Source organism: Kistimonas asteriae, from assembly GCF_018263925.1.
Classification (GTDB): domain Bacteria; phylum Pseudomonadota; class Gammaproteobacteria; order Pseudomonadales; family Endozoicomonadaceae; genus Kistimonas; species Kistimonas asteriae.
Window position 1 is genome coordinate 117,156 of record NZ_JAEVHF010000011.1, and the last position, 11,924, is coordinate 129,079.

The window sequence follows — 11,924 nt, forward strand, 5'->3', positions numbered from 1 at the left end:
GTTACTGTCCTGTCAGTTCATTCAGGCGGGCCGCCAACGCCGGCAGCGCCATCACTCCATCAACGTCTGTATCGGCAAGAGTGGCCTTTGGCATTACCTCATGTTCAGCCGTTGCCGGGTCCTGTACCAACACAATCCCTCCCTGCTGTTTGATCAGCCGTGCGCCAGCGCTGCCGTCCCGGTTGGCACCGGTCAGCACCACACCGATCAGGTGGGAACCATAGGCTTCCGCGGCCGACTCAAATAACACATCCACAGAGGGCCGGGAATATGTCACTTTTCTGTCGACACACAGGCTGATACTGCAATCCTCTTCAATCAGCATGTGATAACCCGGTGGCGCCAGATAGATATGGCCGTTTTCGACAGGTTCCTGATCATCAGCAAACGTAACGGGTAGACAACTGCTTTTATCCAGATAACGGACGATGCTGTCATCGGCTTCGGCATCAATATGTTTGACCACAAAAACAGGCACCGGAAACGTCGACTGTAATCCGCTAAACAAGACATTAAGGGCTTCAATCCCTCCGGCTGAAGCACCAATGACGACGGCAGAAAAAGACTGTTTCCTCATTCTGTCATCGCCTTTTTCCGATAGATTTTCTGGTAGATATCCACGGTTTCATACAGCGAATCAATATCCGTAAAGCGGATACTTTCCCGGGTTCCCAGGCACAACATCCCTTTCGGACACAAGCTGCTATTGAAAAGTTGAAACACCCGGTTTTTCAACTCCCGGTTAAAATAGATCAATACATTCCGGCAAATGATCAGGTGCATCTCACCAAACACACCATCGGTGACCAGGTTATGATTGGCGAAGGTCATATTGGCGGAGAGTCGGCGGTGAAACTTCAGGGAGCTGTAACGCTGATGGTAATAATTGCTCAACAACCCTTCACCACCTGATTTCATGTAATTTTCTTCGTATTGGGGCAGGCTTTCCGTGCGATAAATCCCCCGTCTAGCAGTCTGCAACGACTCCTCATTCAGATCCGTGGCATAGATCTGCGCACGATCCAGGATACCCGCCTCATCCAGCAGAATCGCCATTGAGTAGACTTCTTCACCCGTTGCGCACCCGGCATGCCAGATTTTGATAAACGGCCAGGTTTTCAGCCAGGGAATCACGTCTTCACGGAGTTTCAGAAAGAACGCCGGATCCCGAAACATCTCCGTCACGGTGACCGACATATGCCGTAATAACAGCGCAAATGCAGAAGCATCATGCAGCACGCGTGGAATCAGGTCAGCAATCTGCTCACAACCGATATCATCCCGAAATTCCCGGATACGGCGTTTGAGGGACGCAGGTGCATAATCATGAAAATCATAGCCATAGTGCTGTTTTACCGCATCCAGCAGCAGCCCGATCTCCAGATTTTCCAGAGCCCTGGTGTCATCCTTCGAATCCGTCTCTTCCGGCGTTTCCAGCAACGCATCACTGTCTGTCGGTATTAACAGATTGGAGAGCGTGTCAGATTCATCCTTCCTCTCATCCACTGAGGCAAACTTCCTTCAAATGACGCCATCAAACCGGTCTGCGTGATGGCTAGGCTGTATCATCCGGTTTCTGCTGTAACCAGAGCTTCAACATGGCTACCATCTTTTCCATATCAATCGGCTTGGTCATATAGTCATTGGCCCCTGCCTCAATACACTTCGCCCGGTCATCGGACATCGCCTTGGCGGTCAATGCAATCACCGGCAGGTTCTTGAGACGGGGATGGGCCCGAATGCGGCGGGTCGCTTCATACCCGTCCATGACCGGCATCATGATATCCATCAGCACCAGCTCAACATCCGGTTCCTTTTCCAGTTGCTCAAGCGCCAGCTCACCATTGTCGGCCAGCACGATGTCCATATGATATTTCTGCAGGGCCTTGGAAAGGGCAAAGGTATTACGCAGATCATCATCCACCAGCAGAATCTTGCGTCCTTTCAGGGCACTGTCATCAACTGCCGCTGGCTTCGCCACCGGTTTTTTGGGTTTTCCTGGCTGAATACTGTGCAGGAAGAGGTTGACCTCATCGACCAGGCGATCTTCAGAATGCTCACCTTTCATGACCATGGTGCCGGCGAACTCTGCCAGCTCCCGATGTTCTTCACGGTCAATCTCCCGCGATGTATTAATGATCACCTGAGGCATGCTGTCGCCCAGCTGATCATGCAGTTCATGCAACAATGCCGTGCCGTCTTCATCCGGCAGATCGATATCAATGACAAGGCAGTGGTACTGCGTTTTTTTCAGGGCTTCCCTCAAGTCATGACCATTAGCCACAACATCGGTTTCAACTCCCCGGCTGCCCAGCATGGCAATGGTTTTTTGACGGCTTTCTTCATCGGCATCAATAATCAGGACTTTCTGGATTTCATGAGCGCGCTTTTTCTCCAGTTTGCCGAAGAGGTTATGCAGCTGCTCTTCAGAGACCGGTTTCTTTAATAGCGCTGTCGCCCCTTTGTGAAGCAATGATGTATCCAGATCACGCCCTGAAATGATATGAACAGGCATGGTGTGATTCCCAGTCTGCTGTTTCAGCTGCTCAAGAACCTGCTCACCATCCATATCCGGTAAACCAAGATCCAGAATGACAGCCTGAGGATGCACTTTTTGGGCAATATCAAGCGCATCCTTGCCGGAATGCGCAGTCATGCATTCATAGCCTGAGCTTTCGGCGACTTTTTTCAGAACAGCCGCAAAAATCTTGTCATCTTCAACAATCAGTAACGGCCGGTCAGAACCATCAGGCTTCATACCAACCGGCTGCACGCTGAGCACGGTATCGTTGGAGGCACGAGTGATAGCGGAAGACTCAGACAAATCACTAATGTCATCCTTCCCATCAACCTCATCAGACTCTTCATGGTTCGCCGCTTTTTTAGGCATATCCGCCAGATATAACGTGAAGGTTGCTCCCTTTCCAGCCTCACTGACAATTTGCATCTCACCGCCCAGTAATAGCGACATCTCACGGGAGATGGAAAGCCCCAGTCCCGTGCCACCATATTTTCGACTGGTTGATCCATCTGCCTGCTGGAAAGCCTCGAATATCGCCGCCTGTTTCTCTGGCGGGATGCCAATACCGGTATCTTTCACAGCAAAACCGATCACACTGTCGCTGTTCCTGAGGTTTTCATGGGTAAAGTGGACATCATCACCGGCTTTGAACATCCGGAGCGTGACACTGCCTTCTTCCGTGAACTTGATTGCGTTGGACAACAGGTTCTTGATCACCTGCATCAACCGCTGACCATCGGAATGGATATATTCCGGCAGGCCTGGATCGCGGGTCACGATATAGTCGAGCCCCTTGTTTTCAGCGACAGCACTGAATTGATCCTGCATCTGCCGTTCAATGGATTCCAGCAGCATATCTTCCGGATTCAGGATCAATTTACCGGCTTCGACTTTGGAAAGGTCAAGGATATCGTTGATCAGGTTCAACAGGTCATGGCCCACCTTGTCGATGACCTGGGCCGACTCCACCTCATCCTCAGACAGATTCTCTTCATCATTGTCTGCCAGCATTCTGGCCAGAATCAGCATACTGTTGAGGGGCGTTCTCAGCTCATGGGACATGTTAGCCAGGAACTCTGACTTATAACGGCTCGCTTCTTCCAACTCTTCCGCCTTGGTTTCCAGATCGAGACGGGACTCTTCAATTTCAGCATTCTTGATTTCAATCTCGGCTTTTTGCCGGAACAGGGATTCCGTTTTTTCCTCCAGCTCCGTATTGGCGCGCTGAAGCTCCTCACTCTGGCTTTTCAGTTCTTCTTCTGACTCCCTCAAAATCCGGGTCTGGTGTTCCAGCTCCTGGTTCGCCGTGCGTAAGTCATCCTGCTGCTTGGTCAGCGCCTCCGTCTGCCGGGTGGTCTGCTCCAGCAGTTCCTGTACCCGCTCCCGCGCCTGTACCCGATTCAAAACGATGGCAATGCTTTCCAGTGACGCATCAATAAACTGCTGTGCGCGGTCATCAATACTGCCCAGCAGGCCAAACTCCAATACCCCTTTCACGTTGTCATCAAACACAATCGGGATGACTAATACCCGATCAGGTCGGCTGGAGCCCAACCCTGAGGCAATCGGGAAATAGTCATCCGGCACACTGACATACATTGTCTGCCGGTCCTCAGCCGTCTGCCCCGGTAGTCCCTCGCCAATGACAAAGGACACCGGGTGCGCACTGGACATGGTGTAGGCATAACTGCCCATCATCACCAGCCGGTTCCGCTCCGTAAGCACGTACATGGCGCCCACCTGGAAGCGCAGGTAACGGCACATAAAACTCAAGGTATTCTGGCAGAGCTCTGTAATCGACAGTTCACCCCGTAATGCCTCGTTCAAGCCGGTGATGCCACTCTGCAACCAGTTTCTGGCTTCATTTTCTGCACTGACCCGTCGCAGTTGCTCGGTCATGATGCTGAAACTTCGACTCAACTGACCAATTTCATTCTGCTGGTCAATGACTTCACCTTTGACGTACTCACCCGACGCCACACGGTTAACCCAACCATTGATCCTGACCAACGGCTGCGCAATCCGGCGTGTCGACACCATGGAAATCAGGAGAACAACCAGACTGGTGATCACCAACACGGTAAAAAACTGGTTCCTGAACCGGGTGACAGGCATTAACGCATCATCCAGATTCACTTCGGTCAACAGAACCATGGGGGTTCCCATGATCTCCATGTGCCGGTAAACCCCGAGCACCATATCGCCTCGGTAATTACTGTATCTCTCGATATGGGCTATGGCAGTACCGTCATCCATGTCTTCCAGAATGTCTTCGTCACCATCATGCTCGTGCTCGTCATCATTCATGACCGCATGCTCGTGTTTCTCACCATGCTCATCCCGGCGATTCCGGTACTCTGCAAAATGCTCAAGAGATTCCGTATATTCACCGGTGACAGGATCAATATGATTCAGCCAGTCCATCACAGCGGCTGTATTAATTCGCTGCCCATAGAACAGGCCTTCTTCTTCCGCCCAGAAGCGGACCTTTCCATCCACGCCGACAATGTACGATGAGACATGATCGCCGGTGTCCATTCCCTGATGGAGTAGAAGTTTGAGATCATCTTGAGAACGTGTTTGCACCGCAATCGTACCGGCGACTTTCCGCTCTTCGTTGATCAGTGGCATGACAAAAAAGCTGACGACTTCGCCACCTAACGGTTCGTAAGGTTCCAGATCGGAATAGTGTGGTTCTCCGGTCTCCAGTACCTGTTTGACAGTAGCGCTCAGCCGGGTATCGGCCAGAACACCATCAAACAGGTTTTCACCTAGGTCCCGGTATTTATGAATGGTGTAGAGAACGTTACCTTTCTCATCAATCAACAAAATGTCGGAATATTTGAAGAAATAAAGGAAATCCACAAATTCACGGGCATGCCAGTCCACCACTTCCTGGTACTGGATTCCGGAAAGGTACTCCCGCAAGGGAAGATCGGAGATTTCCCAGCTGCTTTTCAGGTCCAGAAGGAAATCTGTTGCCTGTCCCGCCCGAAAAAACAGGTTGGTAATGACGCTGTCATGGTAATTATTGATTTGCCGGGACAGGAGCAGGTTCACATGGGCGAGTTCATCGTGCTTGTTACGGGTGATACTGTTGCTGGCATTGTTATATTCGATCAGCCCCACGATCGTCAGCGGTAACAAGGACAAACCGATAAACCAGGACAACAATGTACGTCCCAGCCCTTTGCGGTAGGTGCTCCAGTCATCCTTGTGCTTCATACTCGGTTTCCAGAAAGCCTTTTTCTACGGATTAACAGCCTTCTCTGGTTATCGGCATGGAAGCATCTGTCTACAGCCTATCGTGATAGCGCGCTATACCCCTTTCTGATTCATGCACTTTGTCAAAAATCCTGCGGTTTGAGCCTGTTTTGGGACAACTGAAACCATAAATATCCCTTTCTGGACTTGCCAGCCTTCCCGACAAACCGATATATTGCTGCCAAGCCCTTAAATAACAATAAAAAAGCCCCTTTAGATAAGGATTTTCCAACCGGGTGCAACCTTAAGTCTGTCGAAAAAAGACAGGCGGCCGCTGCCTGCAGCGCCAAGGGATGCCGGTATTGATAGTCTTGACTGGGGGGACAGTTGCCCATCGGCAGTGATCCACACCTGAATCGCTGTAGTGCCAGAATCATGGCGCTCATGCAGCACTCCCACCCCAAGAACCGGATCAGTGAACACTGATCTCACCGGCCCCCCTTTCGTCAAATTCAGGCAGAGAAAAACGTAAAACATTAACAACGATAACGGGTTAAGGCGATACAGAATGAAAAAGACGCTACTAACAAGCCTGATTCTGGCCACGTCGGCGACGCTGGCGGCCCTGCCGCTGACCGCCACCCTGGCCGCTGAGGTACCCGCGGGAGTCAAGCTGGCCAAGGTGCAGGAACTGGTTCGGGGGAATGGTGCAGAACCGGCATCGCTGGATCCGCAGAAGATCGAAGGTTCTCCGGGTTCCCGTATTGCCAAGGACCTTTTTGAGGGACTGGTGTCACAGGATGCCAATGGCAATATCATCCCGGCGGTTGCCGAGTCCTGGGAAGCGTCATCGGATAACAAGGTCTTTACCTTCAAGCTCCGTAAAGACGCCCGCTGGTCCAATGGTGAACCCGTTACTGCCCATGATTTTGTCTATGCTTTTCAGCGTGCCGTGGATCCCAAGCTGGCGTCACCTTATGCCTGGTACATGCAGATTCCCGGTATCGTGAACGCGGATGCCATTATTGATGGTAAGAAAACGCCAGACGCACTGGGTGTTGCCGCACTGGATGACCATACCTTTCAGGTAACCCTGAATAAATCAATCCCTTTCTTTGCCAAACTTCTGGCACACCAGACAACCTTCCCAGCGCCTCGAAAGACCATTCAGAAGTACGGTGAGACCTGGACAAAGCCCGGCCATATGGTGTCTAACGGCGCCTATGTTCTGAAGTCCTGGGTCGTCAATGAGCGCATTGTACTGGAACGCAATACCCAGTACTGGAACAACGCCAAGACGGTTCTCGACAAAGTCTCCTACCTGCCTATTGAGTCCGAGAATTCTGAACTCAGCCGCTATCGCGCCGGTGAGGTTGAAATGACCAATGGCAGCACCCCGATTCCACTGGAGCACTTCAAGAAGCTCCAGAAGGAAATTCCTGATGAAATCCGGGTCAGCCCACAGATCGGCACCTATTACTATGAGTTCAATAACCGCCGTGCACCGTTCAGTGATGCCCGGGTCAGAAAAGCCCTGTCATACACCATCAATCGTGAAGCCATCGCCAACTTTATCGTCGGTCAGGGGGAGAAGCCCACTTACAGCTTCACGCCCGATAACGTCAACAGCTTCGTAAAGCCTGATCTGAACTGGGAAAACCTCAGCTATGACCAGCGTGTCGAGTCGGCTCGCACGCTGCTGAGCGAAGCCGGCTACGACAAGTCCAATCCGCTGGAAGTCACCATGCTCTACAACACCAGCGATGCTCACAAAAAAGTCGCCATTGCCATCGCCCAGATGTGGAAAAAAGCCCTCGGCGTGAAAGTCACCCTGGAAAACCAGGAATGGAAAACTTTCCTGGATACCCGTCGCGAAGGCCGCTTTGACGTTTCCCGCGCCGGCTGGATCGGTGACTACAATGAAGCCTCAACCATGCTCAGCCTGCTGATGACAGAAAACGGCAACAACTATGCCCGTTGGAGCAACAGTGAGTATGACAACCTGCTGAACAAGGCCATGACGGTCGCCGACGAAAGCCACCGCGCCGAGCTCTACCAGCTGGCCGAACAGCTGATTGCCGAGGAAATGCCGGTGGCACCGGTTTACCAGTACGTCACAGGCCGTCTGGTAAAAAGCTACGTCGGTGGCTACCCCATGAATAACCCGGAAGACAATGTACTGGCCAAAGATCTTTACATCATGGCCCACTGACCCCTGACACACGCTGAACAGTTCCCCCTTCCCCACTATGGGGAAGGGATCTGACTCCCAGACACGTCTGTCGCAAGTGCGGGTCATGTGCCGCCTGATAAGGTCACTGTATGCTGAAATTCATCATCAAGCGTCTGGCGATTGCCATACCGACGTTACTGGTACTGATCACCATTTCATTCTTCCTGATGCAAATGGCGCCCGGTAGCCCGTTTACCGGGGAGCGCGCCCTGCCGCCGGAAATCCTCAAGAATATCGAGGCCAAGTACCACCTCGACAAACCCCTCTACCAGCAATATTTCTACTATTTACGCGATCTTGCCCACGGCGATCTCGGGCCCTCCTTCAAGTACAAGGATTACACCGTCAATGAACTGGTGGGCCAAAGTTTCCCGGTTTCCCTGAAAATTGGGGTGGCGGCCTTTATTGTTACGGTGCTTGTCGGTGTTGGCGCGGGGACACTCGCAGCATTGAAACAGAACAGCTGGGTCGATTATCTGGTCATGTCACTGGCGATGACCGGCGTTGTCCTGCCCTCGTTCGTCATAGCGCCGCTGTTAGTGCTGGTGTTTGCCGTAACACTTCACTGGTTGCCTGCTGGCGGCTGGCATGACGGCAGCTGGCAATACATGGTACTGCCGGTAACCGCCATGGCGATTCTCTATATTGCCGCCATTGCCCGGATCCAGCGCAGCAGCCTGATCGAAGTACTGAGCAGTAACTTCATCCGGACGGCCAAGGCCAAAGGCCTGCCTTTTCACCACATCATCCTGCGACACGCCTTGCGTCCGTCACTGCTGCCGGTGGTGTCCTATATGGGACCGGCGTTTGTCGGCATTATCACGGGCTCCGTAGTGATTGAGACCGTGTTTGGCCTCCCCGGTGTCGGCCAGCATTTTGTCAACGGCGCACTAAACCGGGATTATTCCCTGGTACTCGGACTGACCATCATCATTGGCGCACTGACCATCCTGTTCACAGCGATTGTCGATATTCTCTACGCCGTCATTGATCCCAAGATACGCTATGAGTAATTGCTGATGTCGTTAACCAATAACAAGTCCGGCCCCATACTCAATACCGGCGCCATGGAAGCACTGGCGGACAAACTCACCCCGTCCATCGAAATCGAAGGACGCAGTCTTTGGGCAGATGCTAGGGCCCGATTCTTAAGAAACCGGGCTGCCATTGCCAGTCTGGTCATTCTGACCCTGATCGGTCTGCTGGTGATCTTCGGCCCGATGCTCAGCCCTTACAGCTACGATGAAATTGACTGGGCCAACATGTCAGTTCCCCCCAGCCTGGACAGCAGCCACTGGTTCGGTACCGACAGTTTGGGACGAGACCTGTTTGTCCGCACCCTGATGGGCGGCAGAATCTCCTTTATGGTCGGCATCATGGGTGCCCTGGTAGCCGTTCTGATTGGCACGCTGTATGGCGCCATCGCCGGCTTCAACGGCGGCAGAACCGACAGTATCATGATGCGAATACTGGAGATTCTTCAGTCTTTCCCATTCATGTTCCTGGTCATCCTGATGGTGACGTTCTTTGGCCGCTCAATCCTCCTGATCTTCATCGCCATTGGCGCGGTCTCCTGGCTGGATATGGCGCGTATTGTGCGCGGCCAGACCCTGAGCCTGAAAAACAAGGAGTTCATTGAAGCGGCGAGAGTCTGCGGTACGCCCACCCATCGCATGATCCTGCAGCATATCGTGCCCAACGTACTGGGTATTGTGGTGGTGTATGCCTCCCTGCTGGTGCCGGGCATGATTCTGTTCGAATCCTTCCTCAGCTTCCTGGGACTCGGCGTTCAGGAACCCATGACCAGCTGGGGCGCACTGGTCAACGAAGGCGCCCAGGCCATGGAAGTGGCCGCCTGGCAACTGGCGTTCCCGGTCACCTTCCTGGTGATAACCCTGTTCTGTTTCAATTTCGTGGGTGACGGTCTGCGCGACGCCCTGGATCCCAAAGACCGTTGATGGAGTACCCGATGAATCTGCTGGATGTCAAAGATCTGCGTGTTCACTTTTCAACCCCTGACGGGGAAGTGACCGCAGTTAACAATCTGAATTTTTCTCTTAAGGCGGGTGAAACCCTAGGGATTGTCGGCGAGTCAGGTTCCGGTAAGAGCCAGACCGCCTTTGCCATCATGGGTCTGCTCGCCAAAAACGGACAGGCCATGGGATCAGCCCAGTTTGAAGGGGAAGAGATCCTTAACCTGCCGGAGAAAGTGCTCAATAAAATCCGGGCGGAGAAAATCGCCATGATTTTCCAGGATCCCATGACCTCCCTGAACCCTTACATGAAAGTCGGCAAGCAGCTGATGGAAGTTCTGATGCTGCACAAAGGCATGAGCAAAGACGCCGCGTTTGCTGAATCCGTCAGGATGCTCGACGCGGTCAAAATGCCTGAATCCCGACAGCGAATGGCCATGTATCCTCATGAGTTTTCCGGCGGCATGCGACAGCGGGTCATGATTGCCATGGCGTTGCTGTGCCAGCCGAAACTCCTGATTGCCGATGAGCCCACAACGGCACTGGACGTGACGGTACAGGCGCAGATCATGGCGTTATTGAATGAACTGAAACAGGACTTTAACACCGCCATCATCATGATCACCCATGACCTGGGCGTAGTCGCAGGCATCTGTGACAAGGTGCTGGTCATGTATGCCGGCCGCACCATGGAGTATGGCTCTACCCGGGATATTTTCTATGCGCCTGAGCACCCATACACCATTGGACTACTGGAATCGATTCCACGCATTGATAACAGCGACGCCACATTGCCAACGATTCCTGGTAACCCCCCCAACCTGCTCAGGCTGCCTGAAGGTTGCCCGTTTCAGGATCGCTGCCCCCATGTCATGACAGAATGCAGGGAATCAGCCCCCGTACTTACAACCCATGGCGATCGTCAAAAAGCCTGTTACTGGACCCACAAGACGACGGAGGATGTCTTATGAGCACAAGACAGCCGATTCTCCAGGTGAAGGACGTCCGGGTTCATTTTCCCGTACCGAAATCACGCGATTGGCCATGGGATCCCATGCCCATGCTGAAAGCGGTTGATGGCGTCAGTTTTGATCTTTATGCGGGCGAAACGCTGGGTATTGTGGGTGAATCCGGTTGTGGCAAATCCACTCTGGCGCGCGCGCTCATTGGTTTGGTGAAAACCCGGTCTGGCAAGATTTTCTGGCAAAACCAGAATTTAGTCGGCTGTGACGACAAGACGTTCCGCACCGTCCGGAAAGATATCCAGATGATCTTCCAGGATCCGCTGGCGTCACTGAATCCCAGGATGACCATTGGCGACATCATCGCTGAACCTCTTCGCAACTATTATCCGGATATGCCCCGGGAAGACATACGACAACAGGTTCGCCAGATGATGGATCGCGTAGGCCTGCTACCCAATGTCATCAACCGTTATCCCCATGAGTTTTCCGGCGGACAGTGCCAACGGGTTGGTATCGCCCGGGCACTGATTCTCAAACCAAAACTCGTTATCTGTGACGAGCCGGTCAGCGCGCTGGATGTGTCGATTCAGGCACAGGTGGTGAATCTGCTGAAAGAGCTGCAGGAGGCCATGGGGCTTGCGCTGATATTCATCGCCCATGATCTGAGCGTGGTGAAACATATCAGCGACCGTGTGCTCGTCATGTACCTGGGTAACGAAGCCGAGTTGGCGACAGCAGACGCGTTATACAGTAATCCCCGGCATCCCTATACCAGGGCACTCCTCAGTGCGATACCAGTCCCTGATCCGGACAAGGAAAAAGGCAAACAGATTGAGTTACTGGAAGGCGATTTACCCTCGCCTATCTCACCACCGTCCGGCTGTGTCTTCAGGACCCGCTGCCCTATTGCCCTGGCCTCCTGCGCTGAAAGCAAACCGGATGCCGTAATCCTCAACGACTCCCAACACAGAGTCGCTTGTTTGCGAGCAGATTTCACACCTGGATAAGGCCTTCATCACTACCTGGTT

At 52.8% G+C, this 11,924-nt stretch carries 9 protein-coding genes; 5 read left to right on the forward strand and 4 right to left on the reverse strand.

From position 1 onward, the window contains the following. Nucleotide 1: 1 nt before the first annotated feature. The 4 genes from KHS78_RS13510 to KHS78_RS13525 all read right to left on the reverse strand — a co-directional run bounded on the left by KHS78_RS13510 (nt 2) and on the right by KHS78_RS13525 (nt 6,171). Nucleotides 2-577: a chemotaxis protein CheB gene (locus tag KHS78_RS13510; RefSeq protein ID WP_211829001.1), complete on the reverse strand. Its 576-nt coding sequence runs from the start codon at nt 575-577 to the stop codon at nt 2-4. Then, nucleotides 574-1,506, reverse strand: a complete 933-nt coding sequence (locus tag KHS78_RS13515) for a CheR family methyltransferase (RefSeq protein WP_343216915.1) — start codon at nt 1,504-1,506, stop codon at nt 574-576. The genes KHS78_RS13510 and KHS78_RS13515 overlap by 4 nt, the downstream gene beginning before the upstream one ends. A gap of 49 nt (nt 1,507-1,555) precedes the next feature. After that, nucleotides 1,556-5,746 carry a response regulator gene (locus tag KHS78_RS13520; protein WP_211829002.1) on the reverse strand — a complete coding sequence of 1,397 codons (4,191 nt, stop codon included), beginning with the start codon at nt 5,744-5,746 and terminating at the stop codon, nt 1,556-1,558. 122 nt (nt 5,747-5,868) lie between these two features. Beyond that, the gene (locus tag KHS78_RS13525) at nt 5,869-6,171 is read right to left on the reverse strand and encodes a hypothetical protein (protein ID WP_211829003.1); all 303 of its coding nucleotides are present in this window, start codon (nt 6,169-6,171) and stop codon (nt 5,869-5,871) included. Between the two features lie 122 nt (nt 6,172-6,293). Here KHS78_RS13525 and KHS78_RS13530 point away from each other — a divergent pair, with 122 nt between their 5' ends. The 5 genes from KHS78_RS13530 to oppF all read left to right on the forward strand — a co-directional run bounded on the left by KHS78_RS13530 (nt 6,294) and on the right by oppF (nt 11,903). Then, nucleotides 6,294-7,937 (forward strand): ABC transporter substrate-binding protein, encoded by a 1,644-nt coding sequence (locus tag KHS78_RS13530; RefSeq protein WP_211829004.1) that lies wholly within the window; start codon nt 6,294-6,296, stop codon nt 7,935-7,937. Between the two features lie 110 nt (nt 7,938-8,047). Continuing rightward, the gene (oppB, locus tag KHS78_RS13535; protein ID WP_211829005.1) at nt 8,048-8,971 is read left to right on the forward strand and encodes an oligopeptide ABC transporter permease OppB; all 924 of its coding nucleotides are present in this window, start codon (nt 8,048-8,050) and stop codon (nt 8,969-8,971) included. Nucleotides 8,972-8,977: 6 nt separating this feature from the next. Continuing rightward, nucleotides 8,978-9,916, forward strand: coding sequence for an oligopeptide ABC transporter permease OppC (gene oppC, locus KHS78_RS13540; protein WP_211829006.1), 939 nt, complete (start codon nt 8,978-8,980; stop codon nt 9,914-9,916). A gap of 11 nt (nt 9,917-9,927) precedes the next feature. Further along, nucleotides 9,928-10,902 carry an oligopeptide ABC transporter ATP-binding protein OppD gene (oppD, locus tag KHS78_RS13545; RefSeq protein WP_211829007.1) on the forward strand — a complete coding sequence of 325 codons (975 nt, stop codon included), beginning with the start codon at nt 9,928-9,930 and terminating at the stop codon, nt 10,900-10,902. Beyond that, the gene (gene oppF, locus KHS78_RS13550; RefSeq protein WP_211829008.1) at nt 10,899-11,903 is read left to right on the forward strand and encodes a murein tripeptide/oligopeptide ABC transporter ATP binding protein OppF; all 1,005 of its coding nucleotides are present in this window, start codon (nt 10,899-10,901) and stop codon (nt 11,901-11,903) included. Before oppD ends, oppF begins: the two co-directional genes overlap by 4 nt. The last annotated feature ends 21 nt before the right edge of the window (nt 11,904-11,924 follow it).

What these genes read in the sequence shown, in the direction of transcription:
- KHS78_RS13510 (WP_211829001.1), bottom strand. Translation starts at nt 577, where the DNA reads ATGAGGAAACAGTCTTTTTCTGCCGTCGTCATTGGTGCTTCAGCCGGA.
- KHS78_RS13520 (WP_211829002.1), bottom strand. Translation starts at nt 5,746, where the DNA reads ATGAAGCACAAGGATGACTGGAGCACCTACCGCAAAGGGCTGGGACGT.
- KHS78_RS13525 (WP_211829003.1), bottom strand. Translation starts at nt 6,171, where the DNA reads ATGAGCGCCATGATTCTGGCACTACAGCGATTCAGGTGTGGATCACTG.
- KHS78_RS13530 (WP_211829004.1), top strand. Translation starts at nt 6,294, where the DNA reads ATGAAAAAGACGCTACTAACAAGCCTGATTCTGGCCACGTCGGCGACG.
- oppB (WP_211829005.1), top strand. Translation starts at nt 8,048, where the DNA reads ATGCTGAAATTCATCATCAAGCGTCTGGCGATTGCCATACCGACGTTA.
- oppC (WP_211829006.1), top strand. Translation starts at nt 8,978, where the DNA reads ATGTCGTTAACCAATAACAAGTCCGGCCCCATACTCAATACCGGCGCC.
- oppD (WP_211829007.1), top strand. Translation starts at nt 9,928, where the DNA reads ATGAATCTGCTGGATGTCAAAGATCTGCGTGTTCACTTTTCAACCCCT.
- oppF (WP_211829008.1), top strand. Translation starts at nt 10,899, where the DNA reads ATGAGCACAAGACAGCCGATTCTCCAGGTGAAGGACGTCCGGGTTCAT.